13 protein-coding genes are annotated in these 15,198 nt (G+C 48.1%); 5 read left to right on the top strand and 8 right to left on the bottom strand.

The features are described from left to right. Positions 1-129: 129 nt before the first annotated feature. Complete coding sequence (locus OC443_RS06420; protein WP_073580061.1) at positions 130-1,086, bottom strand: transposase; 957 nt, start codon at positions 1,084-1,086, stop codon at positions 130-132. A 575-nt stretch (positions 1,087-1,661) separates the two neighbouring features. Here OC443_RS06420 and OC443_RS06415 point away from each other — a divergent pair. After that, on the top strand, positions 1,662-2,036 hold the full coding sequence (locus tag OC443_RS06415; RefSeq protein WP_073580060.1) for a hypothetical protein: 375 nt from the start codon (positions 1,662-1,664) through the stop codon (positions 2,034-2,036). A gap of 53 nt (positions 2,037-2,089) precedes the next feature. Further along, positions 2,090-3,475 (top strand): class II fumarate hydratase, encoded by a 1,386-nt coding sequence (locus OC443_RS06410; protein WP_073580059.1) that lies wholly within the window; start codon positions 2,090-2,092, stop codon positions 3,473-3,475. A 119-nt stretch (positions 3,476-3,594) separates the two neighbouring features. Here the strand turns inward: OC443_RS06410 and OC443_RS06405 are convergent, their stop codons facing one another. The 3 genes from OC443_RS06405 to OC443_RS06395 form a co-directional block, all read right to left on the bottom strand. Next, on the bottom strand, positions 3,595-4,782 hold the full coding sequence (locus OC443_RS06405; protein ID WP_073580058.1) for a hypothetical protein: 1,188 nt from the start codon (positions 4,780-4,782) through the stop codon (positions 3,595-3,597). Between the two features lie 230 nt (positions 4,783-5,012). Beyond that, entirely contained in the window at positions 5,013-6,251 is a 1,239-nt protein-coding gene (locus tag OC443_RS06400; RefSeq protein WP_143169471.1) for an IS4 family transposase, read from the bottom strand. A gap of 114 nt (positions 6,252-6,365) precedes the next feature. Continuing rightward, a complete protein-coding gene (locus tag OC443_RS06395; RefSeq protein ID WP_073579674.1) occupies positions 6,366-7,091 on the bottom strand; it encodes an SDR family oxidoreductase in 726 nt (241 codons plus the stop codon). A gap of 108 nt (positions 7,092-7,199) precedes the next feature. Between OC443_RS06395 and OC443_RS06390 the strand changes: the two genes are divergently transcribed. Together OC443_RS06390 and hcp are read left to right on the top strand one after the other, a co-directional pair. Then, positions 7,200-8,108, top strand: coding sequence for a LysR family transcriptional regulator (locus OC443_RS06390; protein WP_073579673.1), 909 nt, complete (start codon positions 7,200-7,202; stop codon positions 8,106-8,108). 493 nt (positions 8,109-8,601) lie between these two features. Next, positions 8,602-10,263: a hydroxylamine reductase gene (gene hcp, locus OC443_RS06385; protein ID WP_073579672.1), complete on the top strand. Its 1,662-nt coding sequence runs from the start codon at positions 8,602-8,604 to the stop codon at positions 10,261-10,263. Between the two features lie 52 nt (positions 10,264-10,315). Here the strand turns inward: hcp and OC443_RS06380 are convergent, their stop codons facing one another. Further along, entirely contained in the window at positions 10,316-10,726 is a 411-nt protein-coding gene (locus OC443_RS06380; protein ID WP_073579671.1) for an MmcQ/YjbR family DNA-binding protein, read from the bottom strand. Between the two features lie 43 nt (positions 10,727-10,769). Between OC443_RS06380 and OC443_RS06375 the strand changes: the two genes are divergently transcribed. Continuing rightward, positions 10,770-11,597 carry a sterol desaturase family protein gene (locus OC443_RS06375; protein WP_073579670.1) on the top strand — a complete coding sequence of 276 codons (828 nt, stop codon included), beginning with the start codon at positions 10,770-10,772 and terminating at the stop codon, positions 11,595-11,597. Between the two features lie 52 nt (positions 11,598-11,649). Here the strand turns inward: OC443_RS06375 and OC443_RS06370 are convergent, their stop codons facing one another. The 3 genes from OC443_RS06370 to OC443_RS06360 all read right to left on the bottom strand — a co-directional run bounded on the left by OC443_RS06370 (position 11,650) and on the right by OC443_RS06360 (position 14,737). Further along, on the bottom strand, positions 11,650-11,961 hold the full coding sequence (locus OC443_RS06370; protein WP_143169195.1) for a PilZ domain-containing protein: 312 nt from the start codon (positions 11,959-11,961) through the stop codon (positions 11,650-11,652). Between the two features lie 389 nt (positions 11,962-12,350). Then, positions 12,351-13,040: a response regulator gene (locus OC443_RS06365; RefSeq protein ID WP_073579668.1), complete on the bottom strand. Its 690-nt coding sequence runs from the start codon at positions 13,038-13,040 to the stop codon at positions 12,351-12,353. Next, positions 13,037-14,737 (bottom strand): ATP-binding protein, encoded by a 1,701-nt coding sequence (locus tag OC443_RS06360; protein ID WP_200796872.1) that lies wholly within the window; start codon positions 14,735-14,737, stop codon positions 13,037-13,039. The genes OC443_RS06365 and OC443_RS06360 overlap by 4 nt, the downstream gene beginning before the upstream one ends. Between the last annotated feature and the right edge of the window lie 461 nt (positions 14,738-15,198).

Below are 15,198 nucleotides of genomic sequence, written 5' to 3'. Positions count from 1 at the left end.
CAGCATATACCCAAGTAACCTGAAGATGCATGATTCAGCGTACAGCCGAAAGGTGCACCTTCAGGTTGTTTGGGTATAGAATAAAAGATGATTCTGTCGTCAGTAAGAAATAGAAATGAATATGAAGATCTAAAGGCGAATAGCAGAAATACGTTGTTTATTTAGTACCTTTTTCGCTTGCTTAAGTTGTTCAGAAGTCCCAATCCACAAACATCGGTATCGTTCGATAGATTGGCAAAGATACAGATATTCATCAGGATCAAATGCAAGCCGGGTTAAAATTTTAGGGTAATGGTTTGCAATATGACCATTCTTATCATCGTTCTTCTGACGTCCGACCCGGTCGACCAACTCCAGATAATCCATCAGCCGAAACGGAAGTCCCTCCGTTTGATGGGAAGTACGACTGCCGGTAAAAGGAAACAATCCGGGCGGTGTTGGCTGATTCTGCTTCAGCGCATCAAGACGCTTTTTCACCGACGTATATTCCGAAGTCTCAGGTGTCGAAGCAATACCAGAGCGCAACGGGTTCAGATCATTGTATACCATCGCTGCAAGGAGTGCCCTTTCATCCAGCAGTGCTTGTGATTTGAACCGCCCTTCCCAAAAATGTCCGGTACAGCCATCTTCCAGATTTGCCTCTCTGGCAATCTCATAATTCAGCTCTTTCATCAGCCAGCTGAGCGAGTAAAGGCGCTGTCGCCAGATTTGAATCAGTGCCTCACTCCGGCGAACTTCAGCGGCCGTCAATGGTTGACAGAGATATCGCTGGATCAACGGCGGTAGCTGATGCTCCGCTCCCCAGCGTTCAATGACTTCAACATTGGAAAGCTGCCCGGCTTTTGCCTGATTGATATGGACCACCAAATGGTAATGATTGTGCATGACGGCATAAGCACAGATATCAATGCAATAAATCCGGGCCAGTGCAAGGATCCGGTCTTCCACCCATTGTCGGCGATGTTCATAAGAACGACCAGAGTATCGATCCTGCCCACATAAAAAAGAGCGCCGGACACAACGGGAAATACAGTGGTAATAAGGAGTGATATCAAGAGAAACCTGCTGTGATCTGGCAATCGTCATCATAACTCCGGGCAAATGGCTTTAAACGATGATGAAGCAGAATCCATGAAAGAAAAACCCGCAAATACATGTTTTGCGTCATATCCGGGAAAAGGATGTAATATCTATGTTGGCTGAGAATGGCAAACTGACCAGCAGCTTAAGATATGTGCCCTGAACTACCCTGACTTTGTTTTCCTGAAAGTTGCAGAAACAAATTTTGCAGGCAAATTTTGCAGGGACAGACCATTCAAACAGCTATTATTCGGGTGACTGTCCTTTCAATATTCGCTTTCAACTTTTTTGATAACACAATGATATCCGGGCAGAAAGATGCCTGTCCCCGCAAGTATCCCCGCAAGAACCAACAAATACCTCCAGGTATTTCCCAAAAGTGTTTAGCCTCAAAAGACGGCTGTCCCTATAAACCTCACCTGCCTATGAACCTAATGTCCCCATAAACCCTCACATAAGTCTACCCACAAATCTCCCCTGCATCCTTTCTCTCTGATCATCATCCACTGCTCATGAATCATTTGTAAATGATAATGATTTTCATTACTATTAATTGATAATTCAACAGGGAGAGCTCGCTAATGCCTGATCAAACCTCACTTTATAATGCCTTCTTTAAAGCTCAGTCCCGGTTTTTGCAACAAACCTGTCCGGAAGGCCACGAAGCCGATGTCGTGAGTGACTACATTCACTGGGGCAAACGAATCGCAGGCTATCATGAGCGGGACGCTTACGCTGAAAATACACTGCTATGTGAACTGTTTTTAAAGCAGGTTTATCTGCATGTGGTCAGCGCCATTTCTGATCCTGAACGCACTCCGGTATTTCGTAAAATCTGTCTGGACGCTATCTATATTCCACTTTCAGGTTTGCAGCGTTTTTATATCGGATTCGAACATGGTACCGACAAGTATTTTGCCCTGAAAAAAATCCTGCAATCCTGCCAGCTTCCGTAAGTCAGCAACTATATCTCACAAACATAACAACAGATAAACAAAAGGATAAACCAATGACTCAATCATTCAGAACTGAACAAGACAGCATGGGAACAGTGCAGGTTCCCGAAGATGCTCTGTATCAGGCTCAAACCCAACGCGCCGCAGATAATTTCCATCTCAGTCATCATTTGATGCCTGAAGATTTCATACAGGCTCTGGCACTCATCAAGCAGGCAGCCGCAGCCACCAATGCACAACTGGGATTATTAGAAAAGGATATTGCTGTCGCCATCAGCGATGCTGCACAGGAAATCATCGAAGGCCAGCATTTATCTCACTTTCCGGTAGGCGTGTTTCAGACCGGCTCAGGTACCAGCTCAAACATGAATATGAATGAAGTCCTTGCCACGCTCGCCAGCCGGTCATCAGGTAAGACAGTCAGCCCGAACGATCATGTCAATATGGGGCAAAGCAGTAATGATGTCGTACCAACCGCAATTCAGGTCAGCATCATCCTATCCGTTGAACAACAGCTATTACCAGCCCTGCATCATTTAAGTGAAATCATCGGAGCCAAACAGCAAACGCTGACTTCAGTGATTAAAACCGGTCGGACACATCTGATGGATGCCATGCCAATTAGTTTTGCTCAGGAGCTCAGCGGATGGCAGCACCAGATTAACCATGCCGCGCAGGCTATCCGTCAGCAACTGCCGGCAATCAAAGCTCTGGCTCAGGGTGGTACCGCCGTTGGAACCGGTATTAATGCACATCCGCAATTTGCCGGAAAGTTCGCCAGCCAATTGTCGCAGGTTACCGGCACAGATTTTACCACCAGCGACAACTACTTCTTTAATCTCAGCAGCCAGGACACCACTGTTGCCCTTTCCGGGCAACTGAAAACCACGGCAGTTGCAATGATGAAAATTGCTAACGATTTGCGCTGGATGAATTCCGGTCCTCTGGCAGGACTGGGGGAAATTGAATTACAGGCGCTGCAACCCGGTTCTTCCATCATGCCCGGAAAAGTCAACCCGGTGATCCCGGAGGCAGTGGCGATGGCATCAGCCCAGGTGATTGGTAACGATACTTCCATCACCATCGCAGGACAGTCAGGAAACTTTCAGCTGAATGTCATGCTACCCGTCATAGCCCACAATATCTCTGAAAGCATTCATCTGTTAAGTCAGAGTGCTATCGCCCTGGCAGATCAGGCTATTGCAACATTCCGTGTCCGGCATGAACAGGTAGCAACACCACTTAAGAAAAATCCGATCCTGGTCACAGCACTCAATCCGGTGATCGGATATCTCAAGGCTGCATCTATCGCTAAAAAAGCTTACCAGCAAGGCAGAGCTATTCTGGATGTTGCCGAAGAAGAAACCGATCTGCCGAGAGAAACACTGGCTAACCTGCTGGATCCGGAGAAACTGACCCACGGCGGTCTGGCTGAGTAGCGCTTTCTTCACCATGACTCACCATGAATGAAAAGCTGGCGCATAAATGCACGGCTTTTCATTACGGCGGCGCAGGTGCCTGTCCCGAAGATGCTGTCTGTCCCTTGAAGTTCGTTACCTTATTGTTCGTGAGGAACAGACATCACAAAATCATTCCTTGTACTGAAAAAATCGAGAACAACACCAAACATCTTCATTTTTTTTCGGTATTCCTGTTGCTCAGCAATGACTTCAACATCTTGATAACGTTGATCGGCGGTCATACCAAAATAGAGCAGCCAGTACAGTACCAAATGATAATCATGCTCAAAAAATGCTTTTTCTTCATCATAGCGACGGCTGGCATTTAGCAGGATATTCCAGTCGTATTCACAAACTTCTTTTTGATCACGTATAGCCAGAAACAAGTGGCCAATCCTTCTGAAACGATCAATCAAAGAGATTGGCCCCGGCTGCCCCGGTAAATAGAAATTAAAGTTGTCAGGACCAACCAGCGGCTGACTTACCCTCAGCCATTCGATATATTCGTCCAGATCATAATAATCCTGGAACAAATCATCATCGAGATAATTTTCAGCCTGAACTCTTCTGATGATTTTATAAGCATCCTGTTTTCTTTCCAATTCAAACAGCGTCAGTATTTTCACATACGACAGCTCAGCGATAAACGGTGAATTATCTTCATCACATAGTTCTCCGCTTAACATAATTTTCAACGATTCTCTGAGTTCCTCAGGACGATCATGATTCACAAGAATATAAAAAGCCAACAGCATAGCAACAAAGACCATTACATCTTCATAGTAATCTTCATCGAGTTGTCTGATCGCACTATCTAAATCTTCAACAGACTCAAGCCGATCATCACTGAAACATGCATCCTGCAATAATTTCAGTCCCGGCTGAATCAGGCGTCCGGATAGATCTTCAGCCTCATCTCCGATATCAAGGCATTGCTTAAACTGAGCAAGCAGTTTTTGAAAATCCTGATTTTTATATCCAGCAAAGAACTGAAGGTCAAAATCTTTCACATCCGTGATTTCATAAGTATCCACCGGTCCACTGACACCTGAGTTTTTGATGACTTTTATCGGATAAATGTTTGCACAGTCATGGCACAAGCCATAAGTATCACCACAACCCCGGCGATCAATCACAATATGATCTCCTGTTCCCGGAGCCACATCACCACCAATCACATCATAATCGTTCTGATAGTCAAAGTAGTCATCACAGCCAGCCAGATCCCAGTACTCAGAGCTATAAAATTTCATTTGTTCCAGGAATCGTTCCGTTATTTCATTCATTTCACAACAGCCTTTTTTATAATTCATATTCAATCAAACACGATTATAAACAGTGTTATTATTAAACATAAATAATTACTTATTGCATATTTGTGATCAATCCGGATGAGTCAGCCTTTCAGACAGACACAACTCAGTCCGGTTAAGACCTGGCTTTTTCAAAACAGATAAAAGTAACGCACCTATCCTTCCAAAAATGCAGTGCCTGTCCCTGAGGGATCCCCACAAAATTATTCTCTAATCACCTGAGACTCAGTGACTTTTTCTCGTAATATGAGGATGGCTAAATGCCAGTCATCGAGAGAGAGATCTGCGTTGCCATGACGATAAAAATGAAGACCTAATGTCACATGACTAAGCACTCTCCGATCTTTGACTGTGTTGGCTTGATAGTGTCTATGAAGCCCTTGTTCTTCCATCATAATACCAAATAATATCAGTATGTTATGCGCTAGTGTTCCAATCAAAACGATCACACTCAGACGCGAGTGACTCTTTGTTCGGTGCTGTTCCATCCCCATACCAAACTGACTGGATTTATGGTCTCTGAACGCTTCTTCTATCTGCATTCTCTGATGGTAAATTTGAACAATCTGAGCGGGTGACTTTTTTGATAAATTTAATGAGGCTGCAAGGAGCCACGGCTCCCTGGCCCGACGGGCATTCTTCTTACTGTAGTTTGACTGCTTTCTTTTTCCACCAGCGGTTTTGGCGATCCGGCCTTTGGGTCGTTCTTTATATAAAACCAGCTGAAGCGGATAAGGGGATGTTCCTCCCATGAACCAGTTTTTCAGCCCACGAGCGGATGAGGTTGCACAAGGATACAGGGTTTTACAAAGCTGCATCGTCTTGCCATCCGGACTCAGGCAAATCCGTCCACGAATACGACCGACAAAGTCCCATCCTAAAGCCTGAACGCTCTTGAACCACGGACGTTTGAAGCCGGCATCAGTTACAATGATGGGGCAAGTATTTTTGGGCAAAAGGAGCTTGAGCGTTTTCAGAAAAAGGTCATGAGTCGCTGGTTTCTCTTTCGTCTCCAGTGGATGAACTTCTTCATAGAGTGTGAGTGCCCGTCCCTGAAAAGAGATGGACGCCCGGATAAGGAAAAGGGTTTTACTCAGGTTTAAGTCAGACCAGTCAACATGGATGGTTGGTCGTGAATTTTTGGAAACAATGAGTGTGCAAATTCGCTGATAAATCAAGGGGATTTGAGCCCAAAGGTGTGGATTGGAACAGAGTCGGTCAGCCCGTTTAATATTATGTTTTTGATGGGCTTTTGACTGAATCCCCCGCCCCATAGAAGTCACGGTCAAGGCGTTCCCAGACATGGCACTTTGTACGCAGGCAGTGAGTGATTGAGTACGGGTTTGATGCCCCCCTTGAGAGACAGAAGTAACAAATTGAGATATGATTTGGTCGACATTCATGGCTGTGGTCTGGTTTGTTGTGGTGACAATTAAGATCACAAAAAGCCATGAATGTTCCTGCCAACCTGATTTATTTGAACATTTTTTTAAAATTTGTGGGGATACCTCAGTGCCTGTCCCCACAATATGTCGAAAAACAAGCACTTTACCGGCTTACAAAGCATACCCGCCATCAACCTGAATAACAGCATTACGTATTGCCAGTGACGCATCAGAGAGCAGGTATGAAATGGTTCCGGCGTGATCATCCGGGGTCAGCACCCGGCCGAGTGCCGTACTGTCCAGACTGTTAAACAACGCTTGTTTCTCTGCCTCACTGATCCCGGCTTTGCCCTGAATCGGTGTTGCAGTGACCCCCGGACGCAAAATGTTGATGCGAATCCCCCGCGATGCCAGATCGATATTCGCCACCCGCATAAAAGCCTCTGCCGCCGCTTTACTGGCCGCATAAGCAGCACATCCGGCAAACCCTTTATCCACCGCAATACTTGATACAAACACCACACTGCACGGATGACTCAAACAGGGCAACAATGCCTGAAGGGTAAAAAACGGCCCTTTGGTGTTAACCGCAAAGCTTTTATCAAAATCAGCTTCAGTTGTCTCTTCAAACCCGGCCGGAATAAACGTCCCTGCATTCAAAACCAGCCCGTCTAAGCGGATATTGTCCTGACGCAGCTTGTAGGCCAGTGCGATGACAGACGCCATATCACCACTGTCAGCCACCAGCCCGGTACAACCGAGTTTTTCTGCCGCAGCTTCAACCCGTTGTGGATTCTGCCCGGTGATGATGATCTGACGCCCCTCAGCAATCAGTTTTTCAGCGGCGGTAAAACCAATACCAGTGGTTCCGCCAGTAATTAATGTATATGTGTTCATGATCTGCTCTCCGGTTTAAATTGAATCACAGACACAGGGTAGCGGGATTATTTGTTTTCAATTAGTCTACAATTTATGAATTTATTGTTTCCGGAATAGAACGAATTAATGAACCCACTTTATCAGTCACTACCCCTGATCCAGATATTTCTGACCGTGGTTGAAAAAGGCAGCTTTCAGGCTGCTGCCAGCTATCTGAATCTGCCGAGATCCTCAGTGAGTAAAAAAATTCAACAGCTTGAAGATACCTTAGGACAAGCCCTGTTTAAGCGCTCCACCCGCCGGTTACTGATCACTGAGTTCGGACAGGCACTGGCAGAACAAACCCGTACGCTGCCGGAGCTGATCGCCGGTGTAAACAGGCTCAAAGAACAGGTTCAGGATGAACCGGTTGGTCAGGTAAAAATCAGCACCGGTATTATGCTGGGACAATCTTATCTTGTGCCACTGTTAGCCGGAATCCGACGCCAGATGCCGGGCATCAAACTGGAGATCAGCTTCAATGATGAGCCGGCGGATATGCTGGCTGAAGGCATTGATATGGCATTACGGACCGGCACTCTGCCGGATTCCTCACTGGTCGCAAAGCAGGTCGGCACCATCAGCTGGGGCTGGTTCGCATCCCCGGAATATCTGGCACGTTTCGGCCACCCGCAAACACCGGACGACCTGAGTCAACACCAGTGTCTGGCATTTAAAAACAGCCGCATGGCTGGTGATCACTGGTCCTTCAGTCAACCGGGAAAGGAAACAGAATCAGTCAGGGTCAAAGCAGCCATCACCACTGACAGCAGCCGGGCGCTCACCGATATGGCATGTGCTGGTCTGGGCATTATGATGATTACACCGCTGGTTCTGCACGAAGAAATTGCTGCGGGTCATTTAGTTCGTATCCTGACAGACTGGCACCACCCGGACAGTGCGCCCATCAATCTGATCAGTTTCAGAAAGTCACAGCGCAGCCGCGCAGCTGAATGTGTCTGGCAATATCTGGTCAATCACCTGAGAATTGCTTGAACAGGATACCACCCTGGTCCCACACTGAGGATTCAGCACTGCGATAAGCCACCCCCTGAGGTTGAAAGGACAGACGCCCTAAAATGAAGGCTTACGCTGTCTGTCCCCACAACACTTTCAGACAGACACAACTCAGTCCGGTTAAGGCCTGGCTTTTTCAAAACAGATAAAAGTAACGCACCTATCCTTCCAAAAAATGCAGTGTCTGTCCCCACAATATGTCGCCTGTCCTCACAATAAATACCAACGTCTGTCCCCGCTATAAACCAATCCCTCACTCCGGATCGGATGTGATGTCATCTCGACATCACATCGATGTATAAATGACATCATCCTTTCAACAACCTATATAATAATTTACTTAAAATCAGATAGTTAACAAATGGCACAATTCATGAAACACAGTGAATGAAATCTTGATCATAAAAAATAAGCTGAATGATAAAAGCCGGAAAAACTGTCTCCCGGCTCATCACCCTAAAGGAGTTAAATCATGTTTTGTGCTCAGTGTGAACAAACCATCCGCAGACCGGAAAATAATGGCTGTGCTTATGCCGCAGGTTTATGCGGAAAAACGGCTGAAGTTTCGGATTTGCAGGATGTACTGGTGTATTTACTCGAAGGACTGTCCTTTTGGGCAGAACAGGGGCGCCGTTATCAGATTATCGATGATGAAATTGACCAGTGGGCACCCAAAGCTTTCTTCTCAACGCTGACCAACGTGAACTTCGACCCGGTCCGCATTCTGGAATTTGCCCGTCAGACACAGGACTACCGGGACAGACTGGCCGGGCAGGTCGAAACCGCCGCTCTGGCCTGTGGTGAACCTATTGCCGCGATTAGTAAAGCCGCCTGTTTTCAGCTGCCGGACAACCATGAAGCCATCATGGCCATCGCAGAGCAAACCGCGGTTAACCGTGGCCGGAATACGGTCAGCGAAGACACCATCGGGCTGCGGCTGCTTTGTCTGTATGGTATCAAAGGTGTTGCGGCTTACATGGAACACGCCCGCGTACTCGGTCAGACTGACCGTGAGCTATATGGCGAATATCACCGTATCATGGCATGGCTGGGCACCGACCCGGAATCCAATGATCAGCTGTTTGAAACTGCAATGCAGATTGGTCAGCTGAATCTGAAAATCATGGTTCTGCTGGACATAGGCGAGACGGAAGCGTTTGGTCACCCGGAGCCTTCACAAGTCAACGTCAGCCCGGTTGCCGGGAAATGTATTCTGGTCTCCGGCCATGATTTACATGATCTGCAAAAAATTCTCGAACAGACACAAGGCACCGGTATTCACGTTTATACCAACGGAGAAATGCTGCCCGCTCATGCCTATCCCGAACTGAAGAAATACCCGCACCTGGCAGGAAATTATGGTGGTGCATGGCAACACCAGCAGAAAGAATTTGCACAGTTTCCCGGTGCGATTGTGATGACCTCCAACTGCCTGATCGATCCCAATACCGGTCAGTACGCTGACCGTCTCTTCACCCGCAGCATTGTCGGCTGGCCCGGTGTCAAACATATTGAAGGTGATGATTTCAGCGCTGTGATTGCGTGTGCGCTGCAACAGCCGGGATTTGCCGCAGATGAGCCGGAACATCTGATCACCACCGGCTTCGGTCACAATGCGCTGATGAAGGCCGCACCCGCTGTGATTGAACAGATCAAAGCAGGCAATATCCGCCACTTTTTCCTGATTGGCGGCTGCGACGGGGATAAATCTGAACGCAGTTATTACACGGACTTTGCCCGTCAGGCACCGGATGATTCCGTGATTCTGACGCTGGCCTGTGGTAAATACCGTTTCAATAAATTCGACTATGGTGACATTAACGGCATTCCGCGCCTGCTGGATGTCGGCCAGTGTAACGATGCCTATTCTGCAATCCGGCTGGCGCTGGCACTGGCAGAAACCTTTGACTGTGGTGTGAACGACCTGCCGCTGACACTGGTGCTCTCCTGGTTTGAACAAAAAGCAATTGCGATTCTGCTGACGCTGTTTTCACTCGATATCCGCGGTATTTATGCCGGTCCGACGGCACCACCGTTTTTAACCGACAACCTGCTCCAGGCATTGCAGGATCGTTTCGACCTTCGCCTGATCAGTGATGTGGAAACGGATATGAACACCATCCTTTCGGCTTAACCACTAGCGGTCACAACCCGGACTTCACCTTCAGAAAATCGTCTGTTTCCGGCTATTTCTGAGGGTGATCGTTCTGAGAATGAAAGTCATGAAGGTGAGGCGCCTCCGGCAGCCCCAGTGCGCGCTGTTTTGATTTCGATAATCCAGAGGCCACAATACGGTAAGACTGTTGCAGGTAATAACGCAGTGCTTCATCCTGCTCTGCCCTGCCATCTGTCTGTTGTATCCACTTCATCCCCCGGGTGGCAAAATAAGGCGCAGGCCGGAATCCTTCATGATCGCTTAGAAATTCAAAATTCAGATCGGATGTCTTAAAAGTCACCGCAGGCAATCCTTCCGGCCCCTGTGCACCAATGGCAAACACCTTCCCGCCGATTTTCCATACATCAGCCCCGCGCCATTGCACCACGTGGGTTGTGGCAGGAAGCTCACTGCAAAACTGATTAAATTCATCACGAGTCATTTTGCTATGCTTACTAATTAAACGTGAACCCATAGTTTATATCATGACAGATTTTTCAATCCGGGTAAGTGTCTTTCTGGCTGTGCTGACGGTGTTACTCTGGTGGCAATGGCGCAAACCAGCCAAAATACTGCCACGACAACAAACCGGGCTGCGCTGGCGACATAATCTGTTGCTGTTCGGCTCGGGCATTCTGGTGGTCCGCCTGTTTCAGCCACTACTGCTTTCATTCGTCAGCCTGTACGGCCATTCCGGGCTGCTCTCTCACCCTGAACTGCCGTTCTGGGCGGCCATGGTGATGAGTCTGATCTTACTTGACGGGGTGATTTACTGGCAGCACCGGCTGTTCCATACACTGCCATGGCTCTGGCGTCTGCACCGGGTGCATCATTCTGACCCGTCGCTGGATACATCGTCGGCTCTGCGGTTTCATCCGGTTGAGATTTTGCTGTCACTGGGGATTAAATCCGGGGTGATTCTGCTGCTGGGAATACCGTTTGAAGCGGTGTTGTTGTTTGATATTGTGCTCAATGCTTCCGCCATGTTCAATCACACCAACGTCCGTATTCCGGAGCCATTTGAAACCTGGCTGCGCCGGTTGATTGTCACACCGGACTATCACCGGATTCACCACTCGCGCAGCATACAGGAAGCAAACAGTAACTACGGATTTTGTCTGAGCCTGTGGGACCGGATATTTGCCAGTTATACCCCTCACCCGCACCGGGGAGAAGCGGAACTGAGCACCGGAATGCCGCAAACACGTCACTACGCTCCGGCAACGCTTAATTCACTGTTGATGATGCCGTTTTGGTCAAAACGGCAGGAAAACATGGTATTCAGGGGGACATCAGCCCGGTGCAACCGGTAAAAACAGAGGGTGCAACCGGTAAAAACAGACACGACCCGCTCTCCGGAGCGAATCAATACTCAACCAGCCCGGCTTTTTTCGGGAATAATGCAGGATGGTTCTGACGCAGGAAACGCTGCTCCTCAAGCATATCTTTAAATGTCGGCCCTTCTGTGAGCGCAAAGACCATTTCTTTTTTCTCCTGACGAAGTACTTTCCCCTTCACAAAGATTTTTCCGGCCGTATGCAGCTCAATATAACCACTAATGGTCCGCTGTGCGGTAATCGCTGATTCACCCATCAGCACACGAATACCACCTTCTGAGATTTCACTTACTCTGAAGACTTTGCCAAACATATACAAATCCGGCATAAGTTCTTTCATCTCATACCTCAGGCGAAAGTACTGTCTCTTCTGTTGAGAATCCTGATCACTCATTTACATTTGCTCCACTTTTCAAAACGTGAAACTCCCTCTTCGAAGTCATTGTATTTACAGTAATTGTTGATCCGGTTACAGCATGGCGTAAGTTCATTGCGAGATTAAGCACATCGGTTGCATTCTGGAAGGAATATCTCAAAAAACGCTGTATAAAGTTTAAACAATACGGTGCTTACCGGACACATATCAATTTCCGGAAGTATACCGAAAAGCATTGATACCAACAATAGTTGCCGGGCAACACAGTCATCGTGAACCTTCCCGGCTGGCGGTCATCATTACACCTCAGAAAACAGTTTCATATGTCCAGGGTTTCACTGCAGCACACCGGATTACACCCCACTCAGCTTACGCAGGTATTGCCGCTCCGGTCTGCCGACACTGCCGTAAGAAACCTCGGCATGCACTTCACCGGTCGACACCAGATGTTCGAGATACCGCCTCGCAGTCGTCCGGCTGGCACCGATTTGCTGCCCCAGCGCTTCGGCAGTAATCTGATGATCCCATGTGGTCAGCACCCGTCTGATCTTATCCAGCGTCAGCCCGTCAATTCCTTTCGGCAAACGGGAAACGGCTGCGGGCGCAGCGCTGGCCGGGGAATGAAACAAGCCATCGACATCACTTTGCATCAGCGCCGTCATTTGCTGCAACTTATAATAATGCCCTGCGTACCCTTCAAGCGCCCGTTTTAAACGCTCAAACACCAGGGGTTTGAGAATATAGTCAAACACACCGCAGGCCATCGCAGACTTCAGCGTACTCACTTCCGTCGAAGCGGTGATCATAATAATATCGGTGCTGATATCCTTCGCCCGCCAGGATTTCAGCAGATCAATCCCTGTCCCCGTCGGGAAGTGATTATCCAGCAACACCAGATCCGGCTGAAAAACCTCCATCAAATCGTGTAATTCATCCAGACTGTGCGCCACGCCCCGGGTTTCAAATCCGTCGACACGCTCAACAAAGCGCCGCTGAATTTCAGCATTTTGCAGATCATCATCTGCGATGAGTAATTCAATCATGACCCTTCCTCATTGATTTGTTCCGGCAGATGCTGGTCTTTCGGTAAGTCATTGCCCTGTTTCTCTTTCGGTAAATACACTGTAAACCGGCTGCCCTGCGCTCCTGCAACCGGTGACTCAATGGTAATCAGCCCCTGAAAACGGGTGACTAAGGTTTTCACCAGATGCAGGCCTATTCCGTGGCCGGGCTGATTTTTCGTGGTGTAACCATGGTCAAAAATACGTTGCTGCTGCATCTCACTGATGCCCGGCCCTTCATCTTCCACTTCCAGAATCAGCTCGTGACCTAAATCCGTCATACTGATGCGCACTTCCCCCCGTTCACCCCGGTGATGAAAGGTCGCTTCGAATGCATTATCGATCAGATTACTGACAATACTGATCAGCTGCCCGCGGGAAATCGCCGCCGGGATATCATGACACTGACTGTCCGGGTCAATCACCAGCCTTAATCCCAACTCCCGTGCCCGGTTAAACTTACCCAGCAGACAACCCGCCAGCATCTTGTCATCCGTCAGGGCCATGACCTGATGAATAAAACTCTGATGAAGCTGGGTTTCATGACCAATCAGCGCTAATGCTTTATCGTAAGACTGAATCTGAATTAACCCGGCAATGGTGTTAAGCTTATTATTATATTCATGCGACTGACTTCTCAGCGTCTCCGCATACTGGCGAATCCGGGTCAGTTTACGGCCCACCAGGTCCACCTCATTCTTCAACCGGAAACTGGAGACCACGCCCATCACCTGTCCGTTTTGCCGGAGCGGGATCCGGTTCACAATCAAATGATGATCCGCCAGCCATATCTCCTCATCATAATGCGGCTCCCCGGACTGAAGTACGTCCAGCATTTCACTGTGGGGGATTACATCCAGAATATGCCGGCCCTGATAACTGACACTGTCATCCAGCTGAAGCGCCCGTAAAGCCGCAGAGTTAATCAGGGAAACCTCACCATGCTGATTGATGGCAACAATCCCTTCCCGCATGGTTTCAAGAATGATTTTCTGCTCATGAAACATCCGGCCGATCTGTTCGGGTTCAAGATGAAAAATCGCTTTTTTGAAATGATGGCTGAAGCCAAGTGCTGTCAGGACACTGAACATAAAAAACAGCCCGATGGCGACAAACATACTGCGCTGATACGTCTGTATCGTCTGATGCACCGTATCCAGCAAATAACCCACCGAAATGATGCCGGTCACCTGTCCGTGCTCATTTTTCACCGGGGCTTTGCCGCGCATCGACAAACCGAGGCTGCCTTCCACTCTTGATACCGAAGGCTGTCCCTGCTGAAGCACCTGATCATCCGTTTCACCGTCATCATCCCACATCGGATGACCGACCTTAGCCGCATTCGGATGTGCTAAACGAATGCCATGCTGATCACCAATCACCACAAAACTCACTTTGGCAACGCGGGCCAGTTCAAGGCTGAATGGCTGAAGCTGATCCGGTTCCCCGTGGGAAATCGCCTCACGGATCAGCGGCATATGGGCGATGGTCTGTGCCAGCTGAACCGCCTGACGCCCCATCTGCTCGTTGAGCGCCTGATCGAGATAATGCAGGGCAAAATAGCCGAGTCCCACCGTTTGAATCAGGGTGATCGCTCCCAGAATCATAATCATCCGGGTTTTAAATCTGAGCTGACGCAGAGAAAAATGGCGGGATAAAGTGCGGAGAACAGAAAACATCAACGCAAAATCCATTAGCAAAAATGTAACATAAACATTACAAAAAACCGCTTCACAGCGCTGTGAGCCAGCGAAAAGTTCCTTTGGTTTTTTCAGGTAAAAATCCGATCAATCACACACTCTGATCAATTGAAACTGTCCAGGGTTGGTTTCTGATGTTTCTGCTCAGACCAACGAAAATAACAGGGACAGACGCAACAAATAACAGGGACAGACGCAGCAAATAACGGGGACAGACGCAGCAAATAACAGGGACAGACGCATCAAATAGCGGGGACAGGCGCAACAAATAACAGGGACAGACACATCAAATAACAGGGACAGACGCATCAATTCAGCCATCCGCTTTCATCGTGAACAATATGAACAAAATGACCAATAGCTTTTTTATTCACTTTAGATTTACAAACTATTCACATTTAAATTCACAGGCTAACTTGTCAGGTGAAAACTAAAACAAA

The organism is Vibrio quintilis (assembly GCF_024529975.1).
GTDB classification, from domain to species: domain Bacteria; phylum Pseudomonadota; class Gammaproteobacteria; order Enterobacterales; family Vibrionaceae; genus Vibrio; species Vibrio quintilis.
The sequence above is the reverse complement of the archived record's forward strand: the minus strand, read 5'-3'. Positions and strand labels throughout refer to the sequence as shown.

Coding starts and splice junctions, on each gene's coding strand:
- OC443_RS06420 (WP_073580061.1), bottom strand. CDS start 1,086: ATGACGATTGCCAGATCACAGCAGGTTTCTCTTGATATCACTCCTTAT.
- OC443_RS06415 (WP_073580060.1), top strand. CDS start 1,662: ATGCCTGATCAAACCTCACTTTATAATGCCTTCTTTAAAGCTCAGTCC.
- OC443_RS06410 (WP_073580059.1), top strand. CDS start 2,090: ATGACTCAATCATTCAGAACTGAACAAGACAGCATGGGAACAGTGCAG.
- OC443_RS06405 (WP_073580058.1), bottom strand. CDS start 4,782: ATGAATGAAATAACGGAACGATTCCTGGAACAAATGAAATTTTATAGC.
- OC443_RS06395 (WP_073579674.1), bottom strand. CDS start 7,091: ATGAACACATATACATTAATTACTGGCGGAACCACTGGTATTGGTTTT.
- OC443_RS06390 (WP_073579673.1), top strand. CDS start 7,200: ATGAACCCACTTTATCAGTCACTACCCCTGATCCAGATATTTCTGACC.
- hcp (WP_073579672.1), top strand. CDS start 8,602: ATGTTTTGTGCTCAGTGTGAACAAACCATCCGCAGACCGGAAAATAAT.
- OC443_RS06380 (WP_073579671.1), bottom strand. CDS start 10,726: ATGACTCGTGATGAATTTAATCAGTTTTGCAGTGAGCTTCCTGCCACA.
- OC443_RS06375 (WP_073579670.1), top strand. CDS start 10,770: ATGACAGATTTTTCAATCCGGGTAAGTGTCTTTCTGGCTGTGCTGACG.
- OC443_RS06370 (WP_143169195.1), bottom strand. CDS start 11,961: ATGAAAGAACTTATGCCGGATTTGTATATGTTTGGCAAAGTCTTCAGA.
- OC443_RS06365 (WP_073579668.1), bottom strand. CDS start 13,040: ATGATTGAATTACTCATCGCAGATGATGATCTGCAAAATGCTGAAATT.
- OC443_RS06360 (WP_200796872.1), bottom strand. CDS start 14,737: ATGTTTTCTGTTCTCCGCACTTTATCCCGCCATTTTTCTCTGCGTCAG.